Origin of the sequence: Streptococcus sp. 1621 (assembly GCF_013276615.1) — a bacterium.
Taxonomy (GTDB): Bacteria; Bacillota; Bacilli; order Lactobacillales; family Streptococcaceae; genus Streptococcus.
On the sequence record NZ_VMLJ01000006.1, the window covers coordinates 43,220 to 60,438 of the forward strand.

The 17,219-nt window shown below is 37.7% G+C and carries 14 protein-coding genes and 2 pseudogenes; 5 read left to right on the forward strand and 11 right to left on the reverse strand.

Annotation, left to right across the window (positions count from 1 at the left end):
- From HT697_RS01550 to xerS, 5 genes are all read left to right on the forward strand, one after another.
- The coding region (locus HT697_RS01550) for a ZmpA/ZmpB/ZmpC family metallo-endopeptidase (RefSeq protein ID WP_173261841.1) at positions 1-4,572 on the forward strand (4,572 nt) is incomplete at its 5' end.
- 252 nt (positions 4,573-4,824) lie between these two features.
- Complete coding sequence (gene ylqF, locus HT697_RS01555) at positions 4,825-5,676, forward strand: ribosome biogenesis GTPase YlqF (RefSeq protein WP_173217872.1); 852 nt, start codon at positions 4,825-4,827, stop codon at positions 5,674-5,676.
- Positions 5,663-6,442 carry a ribonuclease HII gene (locus tag HT697_RS01560; RefSeq protein WP_173261844.1) on the forward strand — a complete coding sequence of 260 codons (780 nt, stop codon included), beginning with the start codon at positions 5,663-5,665 and terminating at the stop codon, positions 6,440-6,442. Before ylqF ends, HT697_RS01560 begins: the two co-directional genes overlap by 14 nt.
- 16 nt (positions 6,443-6,458) lie before the next feature.
- Positions 6,459-8,009: a ClC family H(+)/Cl(-) exchange transporter gene (locus HT697_RS01565; protein WP_173261847.1), complete on the forward strand. Its 1,551-nt coding sequence runs from the start codon at positions 6,459-6,461 to the stop codon at positions 8,007-8,009.
- Between the two features lie 565 nt (positions 8,010-8,574).
- Entirely contained in the window at positions 8,575-9,645 is a 1,071-nt protein-coding gene (gene xerS, locus HT697_RS01570; RefSeq protein ID WP_172930548.1) for a tyrosine recombinase XerS, read from the forward strand.
- Between the two features lie 221 nt (positions 9,646-9,866).
- Here xerS and pdrM read toward each other — a convergent pair whose 3' ends face one another.
- From pdrM to HT697_RS01620, 11 genes and pseudogenes are all read right to left on the reverse strand, one after another.
- Positions 9,867-11,219: a sodium-coupled multidrug efflux MATE transporter PdrM gene (gene pdrM / locus HT697_RS01575; protein WP_112443707.1), complete on the reverse strand. Its 1,353-nt coding sequence runs from the start codon at positions 11,217-11,219 to the stop codon at positions 9,867-9,869.
- Between the two features lie 10 nt (positions 11,220-11,229).
- Positions 11,230-11,490 (reverse strand): hypothetical protein, encoded by a 261-nt coding sequence (locus tag HT697_RS01580; protein WP_001105920.1) that lies wholly within the window; start codon positions 11,488-11,490, stop codon positions 11,230-11,232.
- A 13-nt stretch (positions 11,491-11,503) separates the two neighbouring features.
- Positions 11,504-12,772 carry a dihydroorotase gene (locus HT697_RS01585; protein ID WP_173217878.1) on the reverse strand — a complete coding sequence of 423 codons (1,269 nt, stop codon included), beginning with the start codon at positions 12,770-12,772 and terminating at the stop codon, positions 11,504-11,506.
- Positions 12,773-12,784: 12 nt separating this feature from the next.
- Entirely contained in the window at positions 12,785-13,249 is a 465-nt protein-coding gene (locus HT697_RS01590) for an 8-oxo-dGTP diphosphatase (RefSeq protein ID WP_001135770.1), read from the reverse strand.
- 9 nt (positions 13,250-13,258) lie between these two features.
- Positions 13,259-13,912 carry a uracil-DNA glycosylase gene (locus HT697_RS01595; protein ID WP_173252904.1) on the reverse strand — a complete coding sequence of 218 codons (654 nt, stop codon included), beginning with the start codon at positions 13,910-13,912 and terminating at the stop codon, positions 13,259-13,261.
- Positions 13,913-13,973: 61 nt separating this feature from the next.
- A complete protein-coding gene (locus HT697_RS01600; protein ID WP_173217882.1) occupies positions 13,974-14,666 on the reverse strand; it encodes a YjjG family noncanonical pyrimidine nucleotidase in 693 nt (230 codons plus the stop codon).
- 123 nt (positions 14,667-14,789) lie between these two features.
- Positions 14,790-15,008 carry a hypothetical protein gene (locus tag HT697_RS01605; RefSeq protein ID WP_173249615.1) on the reverse strand — a complete coding sequence of 73 codons (219 nt, stop codon included), beginning with the start codon at positions 15,006-15,008 and terminating at the stop codon, positions 14,790-14,792.
- 48 nt (positions 15,009-15,056) lie between these two features.
- Positions 15,057-15,270: pseudogene (locus HT697_RS10245) on the reverse strand (hypothetical protein).
- A 30-nt stretch (positions 15,271-15,300) separates the two neighbouring features.
- Positions 15,301-15,492, reverse strand: coding sequence for a hypothetical protein (locus HT697_RS10490; protein ID WP_173217895.1), 192 nt, complete (start codon positions 15,490-15,492; stop codon positions 15,301-15,303).
- 287 nt (positions 15,493-15,779) lie between these two features.
- Positions 15,780-16,511, reverse strand: coding sequence for a hypothetical protein (locus HT697_RS01615; protein ID WP_173217884.1), 732 nt, complete (start codon positions 16,509-16,511; stop codon positions 15,780-15,782).
- Between the two features lie 531 nt (positions 16,512-17,042).
- Positions 17,043-17,219 (reverse strand): annotated as a pseudogene (locus tag HT697_RS01620) (hypothetical protein); the annotation flags it as partial.

The following is a 17,219-nucleotide window of genomic DNA, read 5'->3' on the forward strand; positions in this document are numbered from 1 at the left end:
GAAAACGGCAACTTGATTGCACCACCTGTTAACGACATTCCAGCATACACTGAACCAGTAGGTACAACAGGAGTGGATGAAAACGGCAACTTGATTGCACCACCTGTTAACGACATTCCAGAGTATACTGAACCAATATCTACAGTTTCAGAAGTTGCATCAGAAAGAGAAGAGTTGCCTTCTTTACATACCGATATTCGGACAGAGACTATTCCTAAAACCACTATAGAAGAACCTGATCCTAGCAAATTTATAGGCGATGATTCTGTTAGACAAGTTGGTGAGGATGGCGAACGTCAAATTGTTACTAGCTATGAAGAGTTACATGGCAAAAAAATCAGTGACCCAGTTGAAACAGTAACTATTTTGAAAGAAATGAAGCCTAAAATTCTTGTAAAAGGTACCAAAGAAAAACCTAAAGAAAAAACGGCTCCTGTTTTGACCTTAGATAGAACAAATACAAATGTATTAAACCGATCCGCAACTCTTTCTTATCATTTAGTTAATACAGATGGAGTCACAATCAATAAAATTACTGCGACAATTAAAGATGGAAATGAAATTGTCAAAACAGTAGATTTGACTTCAGAGCAGTTAAATAAGCAGGTAGAAGATTTAAAATTCTACAAGGACTATAAGATAGAGACCACTATGACCTATGACCGTGGTAAGGGAGAAGAAACTGCAACATTAGAAGAGAAACCACTTCGCTTGGATTTGAAAAAAGTTGAAATTAAAAATATTTCATCTACTAATTTAGTGAAGGTAAATGACGATGGTACTGAAACACCTAGTGATTTCATGACTGAAAAACCTTCAGATGAAGATGTGAAGAAAATGTACTTAAAAATCACTAGTCGTGATAATAAAGTAACACGTTTAGCAGTTGATAAGATTGAGTTGGTGACTGAAGAAGGTCAAAAACTTTACAAAATAACTGCTGAAGCACAAGATTTGATTCAACACACAGACCCAACGAAAGTTCGTAACAAGTATGTTCATTATATTGAAAAACCAGTTCCAAAAGTTGATGACGTTTATTATAACTTTAAAGAGTTAGTAGATGCCATGAATGCTGACAAAAATGGTACATTTAAAATCGGAGCAGATTTGAATGCAACGAATGTACCAACACCTAAGAAATGGTATGTTGACGGCGACTTTAGAGGTACATTGAAGAGTGTAGATGGGAAACATTATACCATCCACAATACGGAACGTCCGTTATTTAAGAACATTATCGGTGGTACAGTAACCAAAGTAAATCTGGGGAATGTAAATATCAATATGCCTTGGGCAGACCGCATTGCACCGATTGCCGACACTATTAAAGGCGGCGCTAAAATTGAAGATGTCAAAGTGACTGGTAACGTATTAGGTAAGAACTGGGTATCTGGATTTATTGATAAGATTGATAATCAAGGTACACTCAGAAATGTAGCCTTTATCGGTAACGTAACTTCTGTCGGCGATGGTGGACAATTCTTGACTGGTATCGTTGGAGAAAACTGGAAAGGCGTTATCGATAAAGTATATGTAGATGCCAATATCATTGGTAACCGTGCTCAAGCTGCGGGTATTGTTTATTCGACACAAAATGGTGGGGATAACCATAGCTATAGTAGAGAAGGTGTTTTAACCAATTCTGTGGCAAAAGGTACACTCTATGTTAAAGATTCACTTAAATCAGGTGGCTTAGTTGGTAATAACTGGATGTTAGGTATGATTAAAAATAATGTGTCTATGATGAAAGTAAAGAACGGTGAAATAGCTTTTGGACACTCAGATATCGACCAAGATTCCTATTATACATCTGAGCGCGTTATCAACACTTATACGGTAAATGGTATTAGTGAGGGTAATAAATCCTATAATCGTTCGAATATCATCAAAGGTATTTCGAAAGAAGAGGCTGATAATATAATTTTAACCTACAACATTACAGCTAACACCTATGAGATGCCTGAATTACTTGTTGACCGATTGAATCGATTTGTTACTCATGATAATGAGTATAAGACAACGCAAGATTACAAAGCTGAACGTGAACAAGCCTATCGCAATATTGAAAAACTTCAACCGTTCTATAATAAAGAGTGGATTGTAAACCAAGGGAATAAGTTAACAGGTGAGTCCAATCTTGTTAAGAAAACTGTTCTGTCTGTAACAGGTATGAAAGCAGGGCAATTTGTTACTGATCTATCGGATATTGATAAGATTATGGTTCACTATGCGGATGGCACCAAAGAAGAAATGAACGTGACAGCAGTTGCTGATTCTAAGGTGAAACAAGTTCGTGAGTATAGTATTGATGGTTTAGATGATGTGGTTTACACACCAAATATGGTTGTTAAAAATCGTGATAAATTGATTGCTGATGTTAAAGATCAATTATCAAGTGTAGAATTGATTTCACAAGAAGTCCGTGCTTTGATGGATAAACGAGATACATCTAGAGATCCTAATGCTAATTCGGATGAACGTAAGAATGGTTATATTAAAGATCTATTCTTTGAAGAAAGCTTTGCGGAAGTGAAAGAAAATCTTGGCAAATTAGTTAAAGCTATTGTTGAAAATGAAGATCATCAACTCAACGATAACGAATTAGCTGAACGTGCTTTACTGAAGAAAGTTGAAGACAACAAAGCTAAAATCATGATGGGACTGGCCTACTTAAATCAATATTATGGTTTTAAATACGATGAGTTATCAATTAAAGATATTATGATGTTTAAACCTGATTTTTATGGTAAGAATGTTAATGTCTTAGATTTCTTAATCAAAATTGGTTCAAGTGAAAGAAATGTTAAAGGAGATAGAACTTTAGAAGCTTATCGTGAAACTATAGGTGGAACAATTGGAATAAATGAATTAAATGGATTCTTACATTACAATATGAAGCTATTCACTAACCATACAGATATAAATGATTGGTTTAAGAAAGCTATTGAAAAGAACGCGTATGTAGTTGAACAACCATCAACGAACCCTGCATTTACCAACAAAAAATATCGTCTATACGAAGGAATTAATAATGGGCAGCATGGGCGCATGATTTTACCTCTTCTTAACTTGAAAAATGCACATTTATTTATGATTTCAACGTATAATACTATCTCATTTAGTTCATTTGAAAAGTATGGTAAAGATACAGCAGAAAAACGTGAAGCGTTCAAGAGTGAAATCAATAAACGTGCTAAAGAGCAAGTTAATTACTTAGATTTTTGGTCACGTCTTGCTACTGATAATGTCCGCGATAAACTTCTTAAGAGTCAAAATGGAGTTCCAACTCCTGTATGGGATAATCATAACGCTCCAGGTGGTTGGCCTGATAGATTCGGACATAGAAATGGAAAACCAGACTATACTCCAGTCAGGGAATTCTTTGGTCGTATTGGAAAGTATCATCCTTACCAATATGGATACGGAGCATATGCATATATTTTTGCAGCACCGCAACCGATGGATGCAGTTTATTTCGTTATGACAGATTTAATTAGTGATTTTGGAACATCCGCATTTACACATGAAACTACTCACGTTAATGATCGTATGGCTTACTATGGTGGTCATTGGCATCGTCAAGGTACGGATTTAGAAGCCTTTGCTCAAGGTATGTTGCAAACGCCATCGGTATCAAATCCAAACGGAGAATATGGTGCTTTAGGTTTGAATATGGCTTATCATCGTGAGAATAATGGTGAACAGTGGTATAACTATGACCCTGATAAACTTAAAACTCGTGAAGATATTGATCGCTACATGAAGAACTACAATGAAGCATTAATGATGTTGGATTATGTTGAAGCAGATGCTGTAATTCCAAAATTAAATGGTGACAATAGCAAGTGGTTCAAGAAAATTGACAGAGTCGATAGACATGTTGATGGTTTAAACAAATTAACCGCTCCACACCAATGGGATAAAGTTCGTGACCTAAATGACGGAGAGAAAACCAAGCCATTGGCAAGTATTGATGATTTGGTTGATAATAACTTTATGACTAAACATAATAATCCTGGCAATGGTGTGTTCCGACCAGAGGACTTCACGCCTAACTCAGCATATGTTAATGTTCAAATGATGGCTGGTATTTATGGTGGTAATACGAGTCAAGGTGCTCCTGGTTCATTATCATTTAAGCACAATGCCTTCCGTATGTGGGGTTACTATGGATACGAACATGGATTTATTGATTATGTTTCAAGCAAACATCAAGGCGCCGCTAATAACGAAAATAAAGGTCTCTTAGGCGATGACTTTATTATTAAGAAAGTATCGAAAGGAAACTTTAATACTCTTGAAGAGTGGAAGAGACATTGGTACGGGGAAGTTCTTGCTAAAGCTAAGAAAGGTTTTGAAGCTATCGATATTGATGGAACTCATATTAGCAACTATGATGAGTTACGTACTTTATTTGATAGAGCTGTTCAAAAAGATCTTGATGGTATGTCAGATCCGAAAATTAAAGATCATTTCAAAAATACAGTGGACTTGAAATCTAAGGTCTTCAAAGCCCTTCTTAAAAACACAGACGGTTTCTTTAACCAACTGTTTAAAGAAGACATTTAAATGTTTAAAATATAAAGAGGGCAGTTTTTTGCTCCCTCTGAAAAGTCATCATTTGATGGCTTTTTTCTATATAGAGTGCTTGAAAGGCTATCATCGGACAAAAGAAAGAAGTCATGATATAATATAAAGTAGATTTCTATATCATAAAACAAAAAACTATTTGAACATCATTCATTTGAGAACTCTCTATGTTCAAACGATAGTAAAATAAAATAGGGTATCTAAACCCTTGCTACGAAAGGAAAAAATTCAATGGCTACTATTCAATGGTTTCCTGGTCACATGTCTAAAGCACGTCGACAGGTTCAGGAAAATTTAAAATTTGTTGATTTTGTAACGATTTTGGTGGATGCACGTTTACCTTTATCTAGTCAAAATCCTATGTTGACCAAGATTGTTGGTGACAAACCAAAACTCTTGATTTTAAACAAGGCAGACTTGGCTGACCCAGCAATGACCAAAGAATGGCGTCAGTATTTTGAATCACAAGGAATCCAGACGCTAGCTATCAACTCCAAAGAGCAAGTGACTGTAAAAGTTGTAACAGATGCGGCAAAAAAACTCATGGCTGATAAGATTACTCGTCAGAAAGAACGTGGTATCAAGATTGAAACCTTGCGTACCATGATTATCGGGATTCCAAATGCTGGTAAATCAACTCTTATGAACCGTTTAGCTGGTAAGAAAATTGCCGTTGTCGGCAATAAACCAGGGGTGACCAAGGGACAACAATGGCTCAAAACAAATAAAGACCTGGAAATCTTGGATACACCAGGGATTCTCTGGCCTAAATTCGAAGACGAAACTGTTGCTCTTAAACTAGCCTTGACTGGAGCTATTAAAGACCAGTTGCTCCCTATGGACGAGGTGACCATTTTTGGTCTTAATTATTTCAAAGAACATTATCCAGAAAAGCTGGCTGAACGCTTCAAACAAATGAAAATTGAAGAAGAAGCGACTGTTATTATTATGGATATGACCCGTGCCCTCGGTTTCCGTGATGACTATGACCGTTTCTACAGTCTCTTCGTGAAGGAAGTCCGTGACGGCAAACTCGGTAACTATACCTTAGATACATTGGAAGACCTCGATGGTGACGATTAAAGAAATCAAAAAACTCCTTGCTACTGTCAAGGAGTTAGATAACCCTATTTTTTTAGAACTCGAGCAGGATAATCGTTCTGGAGTTCTAAAGGAAATAAGCAAGCGTAAAAAAGCCATTCAGGCAGAATTGGATGAGGATCTTCGTTTGGAATCCATGCTTTCCTATGAAAAAGAACTTTATAAGCAAGGATTGACCTTAATTGCAGGTGTTGATGAGGTTGGTCGTGGTCCTCTTGCTGGTCCTGTAGTCGCTGCAGCTGTTATTTTACCTCAAAATTGTAAGATTAGAGGCCTCAACGACAGCAAGAAAATTCCTAAAAAGAAACATCTGGAGATTTTTCAAGAAGTTCAAGACAAAGCATTATCAATCGGGATTGGTATCATGGATAATCAGGTCATCGACCAAGTCAATATCTATGAAGCAACCAAACTAGCTATGAAGGAAGCAATCTCCCAGCTCAGTCCTCAACCTGAGCACCTTTTGATAGATGCCATGAAGTTGGAATTACCCATTTCACAAACATCTATCATCAAAGGAGATGCCAATTCTCTCTCTATCGCTGCGGCTTCTATAGTAGCCAAGGTGACCCGTGATGAATTGATGAAGGAATACGACCAGCAATTTCCAGGCTATGATTTCGCTGCTAATGCAGGATATGGAACAGCTAAACACCTGGAAGGGCTGAAAAAACTAGGAGTTACCCCAATTCACCGAACCAGCTTTGAACCCGTTAAATCACTGGTTTTAGGAGAAAAAGAAAGTTAAGTTAGAAGGAATGGTTATGGAGGAACAGTCAGAAACACTCAGCTCCAAGAAAGAATTTGCCTTTGCATCAAGTACCATATTATCCCAAGTTGGACGAGGAATCATCGTCGGTCTTGTCGTTGGGATCATCGTTGGATCTTTTCGATTTTTAATTGAAAAAGGCTTTCACCTGATACAAGGACTTTATCAAGATCAAGCTCACCTAGTGCGCAATCTTTTTATCATTGGTCTATTTTATTTAATAGTTTGTTGGCTCAGTGCGAAATTAACTCGATCAGAAAAAGATATCAAAGGCTCAGGAATTCCTCAAGTCGAAGCCGAATTAAAGGGATTGATGACTCTCAACTGGTGGGGCGTTCTTTGGAAAAAATATATTCTAGGAATTCTTGCTATTGCTAGCGGTCTTATGCTGGGTCGTGAAGGACCCAGTATTCAACTTGGAGCGGTCGGTGGTAAAGGAATTTCCAAATGGCTCAAATCCAGTCCAGTAGAGGAACGCTCCTTGATTGCTAGTGGAGCTGCCGCTGGTCTAGCTGCAGCCTTTAATGCACCGATTGCAGGACTTCTCTTTGTGGTAGAAGAAGTTTATCACCATTTTTCACGCTTTTTCTGGGTATCTACTCTCGCTGCTAGTCTCGTAGCAAACTTTGTTTCTCTGCTCATATTTGGCCTAACACCCGTACTGGATATGCCAGACAACATCCCACTCATGACCCTAGACCAGTATTGGATTTACCTCCTTATGGGGATTTTTCTAGGCCTTTCCGGTTTTCTCTATGAGAAAGCTGTGCTCAATGTTGGTCGAGTTTATGATTGGCTTGGTCAGAAAATCCATTTGGATAGAGCTTATCATCCAATTCTTGCCTTCATTCTCATCATACCAGTCGGAATCTTCTTACCCCAAATCCTTGGTGGTGGAAATCAGCTGGTTCTTTCCCTGACTAAGCAAGATTTTAGTTTTCAAGTTCTATTAGCGTACTTTTTGATTCGCTTTGTTTGGAGCATGATTAGCTATGGAAGTGGCCTTCCAGGAGGAATTTTCCTACCAATTTTGGCGCTTGGTTCCTTGCTTGGAGCCCTAGTTGGTGTTATTTGTGTCAATCTTGGACTTGTCAGTCAAGAGCAATTCCCTATATTTGTCATTCTAGGAATGAGTGGTTATTTTGGAGCAATATCCAAGGCTCCCTTAACTGCTATGATACTCGTAACTGAGATGGTAGGAGATATTCGCAACCTCATGCCACTTGGCTTAGTAACCCTAGTTGCCTACATCATCATGGATCTGCTCAAAGGTGCGCCAGTCTATGAGGCTATGTTGGAAAAAATGCTGCCTGAAGAAGCGTCAGATGAAGGAGAAGTCACACTTATTGAAATTCCTGTTTCAGATAAAATAGCAGGAAAACAAGTACACGAACTCAACTTGCCACACAACGTACTCATCACCACCCAAGTACATAATGGTAAGAGCCAAACAGTTAACGGCTCAACCAGAATGTATCTCGGAGATATGATTCACCTAGTTATTCCAAAAAGTGAAATTGGGAAAGTCAAAGATTTGTTGTTGTAGGAGTTTTTACATAATTTGTGTTATGTAAAAATAAACTCTTAATTAAATATATTAGAAAACCGATTCTCAGCAATGAGATCGGTTATTTTTTACAGATAAGATATTTCACATACAAATAATTGAGCTTTGGTAAAAATAAGACTATAATCAAGTTAGAAATGATGATGCACAAAGCTAGAAAGGAGTTTACTGTATCAAACCTGCACAGTAAGATTAAAATCATGAAAAAGAAAACGATAGCAATCATACAATGCATTTTGTATCTCATAGCTCCTTATATAGCTCTTCAGTTGTGTAGAATGAACAGAAGTATCGTTACTGATAAACTCTTTTTTATTTTCCTTATTCTGTTGACTATTTCATTCTGGTTTAGTATTTGGAAACTAGAAAAAGCACTAGCTAATGATTCACAATGAAACTCCAAAGACTTAGATTAGATCCCTTTTACTCAGGTCTAAGTCTTTTTTAAAAAGCTCTATAACATCTTTCCGAAAAACTATAATTTTCTTGAAAAATATATAGGTCTATGCTATACTACTAGTAGACTTATTTATGGAGAAAATACATGAAACGTGAGATTTTACTAGAACGAATCGACAAACTAAAACAAATCATGCCCTGGTATGTTCTGGAATACTACCAATCTAAGCTTGCTGTTCCTTACAGTTTTACAACCTTGTACGAATATCTCAAGGAATATGATCGATTTTTCAGCTGGGTTTTAGAGTCTGGTATCTCAAACGCTGATAAAATGTCTAATATTCCTTTATCTGTCTTGGAAAACATGTCAAAGAAAGATATGGAGGCTTTTATCCTTTATCTTCGAGAACGTCCTTTGCTGAATGCTAATACAACCAAGCAAGGAGTTTCTCAGACAACCATCAATCGGACTTTGTCAGCACTTTCTAGTCTTTACAAGTATCTGACCGAGGAGGTTGAAAACGATCAGGGGGAACCTTATTTTTATCGTAATGTAATGAAGAAAGTTTCAACCAAAAAAAAGAAAGAAACGCTTGCTGCCAGAGCTGAAAACATCAAGCAAAAACTCTTTTTAGGTGATGAAACAGAAGGTTTTCTAACTTATATTGACCAAGAGTATCCACAACAACTTTCAAATCGCGCTCTCTCATCATTCAACAAAAATAAAGAACGTGATTTGGCCATTATTGCCCTTCTCTTGGCGTCTGGTGTTCGCTTATCTGAAGCTGTTAATCTGGATCTAAGAGATCTCAATCTCAAGATGATGGTTATTGATGTCACTCGAAAAGGTGGCAAACGTGACTCGGTCAATGTCGCTGCTTTTGCTAAGCCTTATTTAGAGAATTATCTAGCCATTCGAAATCAACGCTATAAGACGGAAAAGACAGACACAGCGCTCTTTCTGACCTTATACCGAGGTGTACCAAATCGTATCGATGCTTCCAGCGTTGAAAAAATGGTTGCTAAATACTCAGAGGACTTCAAAGTCCGTGTAACACCCCATAAACTGCGCCATACCCTAGCAACTAGGCTATATGATGCTACTAAATCACAAGTTTTGGTCAGTCACCAGCTAGGACACGCCAGTACACAAGTCACTGACCTCTATACCCATATCGTCAACGATGAACAAAAAAATGCCTTGGATAGTTTATAAACTACATAAAATAAATTATGTAAAACGAAATTCAAAAAAAGAAGTTGCTTGTTTTAGCAACTTCTTTTTCTTTATATCTGATACCAGTAAAGTAGCGTGAAATATCAATTGTTTCTATATTTTTGAAGTTCTCATTTTCCTACTACTAATTTAACTATAGCAAAAATAATGCAGATAAGGCAGATAAGGAAGGATATTTTTGCTTGTAGGAATTCTAAAAATCAAGCTTTTCTGGATTCAAATCTCTTCATAATCACAGTTAAACGCCAACGGTAGAGAGCCCCACTTACGATTAGACTAATAATCAAACCAATCCAGTAAGAATAAGCTCCAAAATCTGTTAGGGAATCAAATACCATAGCTACTGGGAGTGTCACCCCCCAGTAACCAACCAAACCAAGGTAAAAAGGAATAACTGTATCCTTATAGCCCCGTAAAATTCCCTGGAGCGGTGCCGCAAAAGTATCTGCTAACTGGAAGAAAAGGCTATAAGTCAAAAAACGCGCTGTCAAATCAATAAATTCTGGATCGTTACCATAAAGACTGGCCACATTTCCCCTAAAAATGTAAAGGAAGGTTAAGGTGAAGGCCGCAAAAATGAGGGCAGTCCATCTCCCTAGACCAATATAGGTTTTCGCATCATCAAATCGCTTAGCTCCCACTTCATAGGAAACGACAATAGCCATAGCAGATGAGATACTCATGGGAAAGGCGTACATGAGACTTGAAAAGTTCATAGCTGACTGGTGACTAGCGATAATCAAGGACGAGAACTTCGCCATAATCAAGCCAACCACGGAAAAGATGGCTACTTCCGCGAAGACAGTCCCCCCAATAGGCAGACCTAAACGAACTCCTTCCTTGATTTTATCCATATTAAGCGGAATTCGTTTCTCAAGATGTAGAGCCTTGAGCTTCTCCTGTTTAAATAGAACCAGAACAGAAATCCCCAGCAAGACCCAGTAAGCCAAAGAAGTTCCTAAACCAGCCCCAGCACCTCCCAGTTCTGGAACTCCAAAGGCCCCGTAAATCAAGAGGTAGTTAAATCCGCTATTGAGAGGAAGTAACAAAAGCATAAGATACATAGACAGTTTGGTCAACCCCAGCGAATCCAGCAAGGAACGAATGACACTAAATAGCAACAAAGGGATAATCCCGATAGATAAAAACCAGAGATAACGAATCGCTACTGCCGCCACTGGTGCTTCTAGTCCAATATGATTCAAGATTGGTGGTGCCAAGAAAAGTACCATCCCCAGCAAGACCACAGATAGTCCCAAAGCCAAATAGATGAACTGGTAAAAATCAGATGCAACTTCTTCCTTTTTTCCTCGACCAAGATGGTGACCAATGATGGGCACCAGGGCTGACACAATTCCTGTTAGGAAGGTAAAAAAAGGATTCCAGATACTGGTCGCCATAGACACACCAGCCAAGTCCATAGTATTGTATTGACCTGTCATTGCAGTGTCAACAAAAGAGGCAGAATAATTGGCAAATTGGTAGATCAGGATTGGGAAGAAAATTTTTAAAAATAATACTAACTTCTCTCGTAAACACTTTGTCTTATACATACTTCTCTTTCTATTCTGATTTATCTAAACCAAAGAGTTTCAGACCATAATTTTTCAAACTTAGCGGAGGGTTATTAGATTTTGAAGTAGTATGCCAACACGCACATGTACGACAATAATAGCTTCTAACTAAACCTCCATTATCATATTGAACTGCATGGTCAGCTTTTTCTTTAGTTTCATATTGAATTTTAGAACGATTAGATGCGGGACAGTAAATTCCGCTATTAGATTTTGCTTTTCTCTCCCTACGTTTTCGAAAATAATTCATATTCTAACTCCTATCAAGCTTGATAGACAATTTGTCCCTTACAGATTGTATATTTAACCTGCCCTTTTAAGGTTTCACCGATGAATGGTGAATTAGCTGCTTTCGAAGCAAATTGGGAGTCCACAAGGCGGTCAGCCTTAGCATCAAAAATAGTGATGTCCGCTGGACCATTCTCAGCCAAATAACCTGCTTCAAAGTTGTAAAGCTTGGCTGGGTTGTATGTCATCTTTTCGAGTAATTCCATCAAGCTCAACTCACCAGCTTCCACCAAATAGGTCAAGCCGAGAGACAGGGAGGTTTCTAAACCTGTCATACCAGATGGTGCTTTGGTAATATCCTCAACGTTTTTCTCATCTGCATGGTGAGGCGCGTGGTCTGTCGCGATAACTGTGATGATGCCTGATTTAAGACCCTCGATAACAGCACGACGGTCTGATTCCAAACGAAGCGGCGGATTCATCTTGGCATTACTTCCTTGTGTCAAAAGGAGAGCTTCTGTTTTCGAGAAATGCTGTGGTGCTACTTCTGCTGTGACTTGCGCACCCAAACCTTGAGCAAACTCAACTACTTTAACACTTTCTTTCTTAGACAAATGCTGAATATGAACATGGGCCTTGGTTGCATAGGCAATCATGACATCACGCGCCATCATAGCATACTCAGCCACCCCAGTCGCACCGCAGATATGGAAATGCTCTTTAGCAATATTTTCGTTAAAGCCAAGAACACCGTTCAATCCTGGATCTTCCTCATGAAGACTAATAAAGGTATTAAGCTTTTTAGCTTCCTCCATGGCTTCCTTGACAACTTTACTACTTTCAAGCGGAATACCATCATCTGAGAAACCAACCGCACCTGCTTCTAAAAGCGCCTTAAAGTCAGTCAAATCTTGCCCATTAAAATTTTTAGTAATAGTCGCAACCGTCTTGACATTAATCTTCTCTTTGGCAGCTGACTGGAGAACTTCTTGCAAAGTCTCCACGTCTGAAATGGTTGGACTGGTATTAGCCATCATGACGACAGTAGTAAAACCACCTGCCGCAGCTGCTAGTGCCCCAGTATGGATGTCTTCCTTGTGTGTTTGACCCGGTTCACGGAAATGAACATGAATATCGACCAAGCCAGGTGCAACTACAAGACCAGTAGCATCAAGCACCTCTACTCCTTCTTTCTTGATTTCAGGCGCAATTTTGACAATTTTCCCATCTTGGACCAAAACATCACACACTTGATCCAAACCAGACTTGGGATCCATTACACGACCATTTTTAATTAGTAGCATCTGCTTTCTCCTTTATTCATAGAAATCAACTTGGGTATCCAACAATTTATCCCCATCATAAACAAACTTGGCTGAAAAGAAGGGTTTGTCCTCTAAAAGCCACCCAACAAAGGTATGGTCACCTTCCCAAGTTGGCTTGCTCAAAACCTCATCATAGGGAACCCATTCTAGCGTTCCCTCGTTGCAGTCAATCAAGTCCCCTTCAAACTCTGTCACCTTAAAAACATAGGTGTACCAGTCTAAATCTGGCGTAAATTCAGGAAAAGTGATAACACCTTTTAGAACAGGCTTAGCTTTGAGCCCTGTTTCTTCGAGGATTTCACGCGCTGCACATTCCTGAGGTGTCTCTCCTCTCTCTAGCTTACCACCCACACCAATCCATTTTCCTTCATGAACATCATTTGGCTTCTTATTACGGTGGAGCATAAGCAGTTCTTTCCCGTTATCAATGTAGCAAATTGTCGCTAACTGAGGCATATTTTCTCCTTATCTAAGCCAATCGATTGGCTCTTGTCCTGTCTCTTTTAAGAATGCATTGGCCTTGGAAAAAGGCTTAGAACCCCAAAATCCTCTATAAACTGACAAAGGACTGGGATGGGCTGATTCGATAATCAAGTGATGAGGATTGGTAACTAAGGCCTTCTTCTTGCGTGCATAAGCTCCCCAGAGCACAAAAACGACTGGTCTATCTAGATGATTGACCACCTGAATCACAGCATCCGTAAAAGGCTCCCATATCTGACCAGCATGACCATTGGCCCGTCCAGCAGGAACAGTCAAACAAGCATTAAGAAGCAAGACTCCTTGATCAGCCCAAACTGTCAAATCATGAGATTTCTTGACCCCAATATCATCTGACAATTCTTTCAAGATATTTTGCAAGGATGGCGGAGCTGGGATAGAGTCGGGTACAGAAAAACTCAAGCCCTGCGCTTGACCTGGCCCGTGATAGGGATCTTGCCCTAGAATCACCACCTTAACTTCTTCAAGCGGTGTTGTCAAGAGAGCCTGAAAAACCTTTTCTTTGGGCGGATAAACAGTCCCCTGAGCGTAGACCTGCTCCATAAACTGATTGATTTTCCCAAAATAACCCTCATGTAATTGCTCCTTAATCAAAGCATGCCAAGACGAGTGTTGCATAGCCGACTCCTTCTTTTTTACTGCCTCTATTATAGCAAAAAGTGGCTATCTAAACCACTTTTTACAGTTTATCTAAGCAATCCAGCAAGTCTTGGTAAGAATGGACTTCGTAGGTTGGCTGGGCTTGTGTGTGATTTTCTAGGTGATGAGAGTTGTACCAGATAGTGGCAATCCCAGCATTATTACCACCTTGAATGTCGGCGGTTAGGGAATCTCCAATCATCAGCGTCTTTTCTTTGATAAAACCTGCAATCTGCTGACCAATCTTTTCATAAAAGAGAGCATCAGGCTTTTGAGTTTGCAATTGCTCTGAGATAAAGACTTGATTGAAATAAGGTGCTAAACCAGATTGAGCCAAACGCCCTGTCTGAATAGCAGTAATCCCATTTGTCGCAGCATACAAGTCATAATCACGATCGATGAGACTGTCCAAAAGTTCATGAGCGCCGGAAATCGTTTGTCCCTGTTGGGCTAGGTAAAATTGGTAACGCTGGGCTAGAAAACTACCAGCTTTTTCCTGTCCAAAATGAGAAAATAAACGAGAAAAGCGCGTGTTAACCAGCTCTTGTTTACTAATTTTCTTTTGCTCCAAGTCCTTCCAGAGAGCCTTGTTCATAGGAACGTAAAAGTCTTTGTAGGCCTGAATATCTGTAACCCCTTCTTCTTTTAGAAGTTGCGTCAAAGCCACATCCTCAGCAGCATCAAAATCAAGAAGAGTGTGGTCGAGGTCGAAAAGTAGAAATTTGTAGGACAATTTGAGGTTTTCCTTTCTAGGATAAACAACTTTCACTTCAGTCGGCTGTTTAATGTAAAAACTTAAAAGTAGTAAATTATAACAAAAATAATAGTTCCAATTGATTAACTAATCCATACTATTCTAGTCAAGTTTATTTTTATTATAGAAAAATCTTCTATAAATTCGAGCAATAGTTAAAATACATACAAATATGACTCCCAAAATAGATAATACTATTTTCACAAAATTCATTTCAGAACCTATGACATAGATATGAAAAAGAGGGGCTAGTCCTACACATAGAGACAATGGATAACTAATAAATCTTATCTCACCAATTCCTGCAATAAAATGTTTCATTTTAGATATTCCAATTTTACCTTTCATCTTTATAATCCACTAACAACTCTATTGACTTCTCTTTTTTTTGAAAAATCTTGACAGCAAATTTACTCCACTTAATGCTACTAAGACTTCAATGGGCAAAAAATAGTAATTCCATATCAAAATGAGAAATCAGCAATGTTAGAAATAGTATACAGTCAATATAACTATTCTGAAAATACTCGGTAATTACATAATACAGAAACACCACAACCATCAAAATTAAAACAACCATCATAATACTATTATCCTGTCCTTCTCACTAACGCTATTTCCAAAATTTAATTTTTTTATGACTTAGTAACGCAATTCCAATTAGCAATACACCTAATATAAATACAAGTATTTCCCAAAATTTATTCTCAGTTTTAATAAAAGGTATAAGATACATACTAACCAATATGGAACTTACTCCTAAAATAGCAAAGACCACTCTGACTCTATCACTTAGTTTAAACATATTTAATTCCCCATAAAATAAGCAGTGGCTACGTTTACTGTAACATTCCCCCGTCTTTATGTATGGATAATCCCCATCAAGATACATCATCTCCTCTTGCTCAATAGCAACATAATTATTTGGTGATACGAGTTTCATAAGATTTCTCCTCTTTAACGTTGCATGGTTAGGATAGTTTCCTAACAGGTAATCGTTGACTGCGTTTAAAGCACTTTGTCACCTAGATAAAATATCCTTTCTCTACCTGATTTGATTTTAAAGAGAACTAAGATTTAACCATATCTATCTCACCTCTTATTTTTAAATAATTCATACTCTTTTTCTCTGATAAAGGGAAGTGAGAAATTAGAAAAAATTAGTAGAATTGAAAACAGATATTCGTCTTTTTGTATCACTAAAACATAAGCTAAAAATAAATAGACAATCAAATCTAGTACAAAAAGAGAAAATATCCTCCTTTTCATTACCTCACTTGTCTTAAAGATTCTGTTTAATAGAATCTTTATCGTAGTATCTACACAAATTTTTGTCAAAAAGATAAGAGTCAATACACGATTAGCAACTGTACCATGAAGAATAAATGGAAATATAGTTAATATAAAACTAGAAATCTCTAAATATTTTATCCAAGGAGATTGAGACATCTTACTTTTAAACTGACTGATTTTCCTATACTCGCTAGCTAATCTAGTATCAAAATCTTTACCAATTATATTAAAGATTAAGAACTCCAGGATAAAAATACTGATTAATACGATATAAGTAGAAACCTTTCCTGGGAAATATTTATTGATTAAAATCGGGAAACTCATTAACAGAATCGAATTTATGGCTAGACAGATAGATACTATTTTATTTTTCACTGAATATATAGGGAGTGATACTATCGAATAGAGAAACGCTAAAAAAATAAGCAAGAAATACTCTGTGCTGCTAATTAGCGGCGCCCTTAATGATAAAAATAGATAGGCACCCCACACGATGATATGCGCTTTACGAATTGACTCTAAACTACTCATCTACCTACTCCTAAATCTATTTTTAGTTCACATTCTCTTTCCTACAAGTCATAAACGTTTCATGATATTTCTTTCTTCTACATTAGATAAAGTCGAAATACATTATTAACAAATGAAAATATAATGATAAGGCTTTCTTTTACTTTAGACTACCATAAAACAAGGAATCTTTCAACAAAATTCATTGGCAAACTACTATTCTAGAAGATTGACAGCTCAAATCTTTCAGAATAGAACAATCCTAACTATCGAATACCCTAACTTCATAAATATCAATGTTAATTTTTGAAGGATTCTAAAGCTAGAATAGTCCCATCACAATCTGTTTTGAATGATTCACAATTTAGAAACGCTATAGCTTTACTCCTGTTAAAATAAAAAGGAACTGCATAAAGCAATCCTTTTCTGATTTTGAAATCATTTACTTATACTCTTCGAAAATCAAATTCAAACCACGTCAGCTTCACCTTGCCGTACTCAAGTACAGCCTGCGGCTAGCTTCCTAGTTTGCTCTTTAATTTTCATTGAGTTTCAAAATCCAGTCAGGGTAATCCCCAGCAGGCGGACACCTCTTTCTTTCTCGCTTAACTCTTCATAGAGTTGCAGGGCGATTTGGCTTATCTGACTAGCATCCTGTGTTTTTTGAGCCAGACTTTTTCGTTTAGTAAGAGTTGAAAAGTCCTCGTAGCGAATTTTCAGAATGACAAT

What these genes read in the sequence shown, in the direction of transcription:
- xerS (WP_172930548.1), top strand. Translation starts at nt 8,575, where the DNA reads ATGAAACGTGAGATTTTACTAGAACGAATCGACAAACTAAAACAAATC.
- pdrM (WP_112443707.1), bottom strand. Translation starts at nt 11,219, where the DNA reads ATGTATAAGACAAAGTGTTTACGAGAGAAGTTAGTATTATTTTTAAAA.
- HT697_RS01580 (WP_001105920.1), bottom strand. Translation starts at nt 11,490, where the DNA reads ATGAATTATTTTCGAAAACGTAGGGAGAGAAAAGCAAAATCTAATAGC.
- HT697_RS01565 (WP_173261847.1), top strand. Translation starts at nt 6,459, where the DNA reads ATGGAGGAACAGTCAGAAACACTCAGCTCCAAGAAAGAATTTGCCTTT.
- HT697_RS01605 (WP_173249615.1), bottom strand. Translation starts at nt 15,008, where the DNA reads ATGAAACATTTTATTGCAGGAATTGGTGAGATAAGATTTATTAGTTAT.
- HT697_RS01585 (WP_173217878.1), bottom strand. Translation starts at nt 12,772, where the DNA reads ATGCTACTAATTAAAAATGGTCGTGTAATGGATCCCAAGTCTGGTTTG.
- HT697_RS01560 (WP_173261844.1), top strand. Translation starts at nt 5,663, where the DNA reads ATGGTGACGATTAAAGAAATCAAAAAACTCCTTGCTACTGTCAAGGAG.
- HT697_RS10490 (WP_173217895.1), bottom strand. Translation starts at nt 15,492, where the DNA reads ATGTTTAAACTAAGTGATAGAGTCAGAGTGGTCTTTGCTATTTTAGGA.
- HT697_RS01595 (WP_173252904.1), bottom strand. Translation starts at nt 13,912, where the DNA reads ATGCAACACTCGTCTTGGCATGCTTTGATTAAGGAGCAATTACATGAG.
- HT697_RS01615 (WP_173217884.1), bottom strand. Translation starts at nt 16,511, where the DNA reads ATGAGTAGTTTAGAGTCAATTCGTAAAGCGCATATCATCGTGTGGGGT.
- HT697_RS01590 (WP_001135770.1), bottom strand. Translation starts at nt 13,249, where the DNA reads ATGCCTCAGTTAGCGACAATTTGCTACATTGATAACGGGAAAGAACTG.
- ylqF (WP_173217872.1), top strand. Translation starts at nt 4,825, where the DNA reads ATGGCTACTATTCAATGGTTTCCTGGTCACATGTCTAAAGCACGTCGA.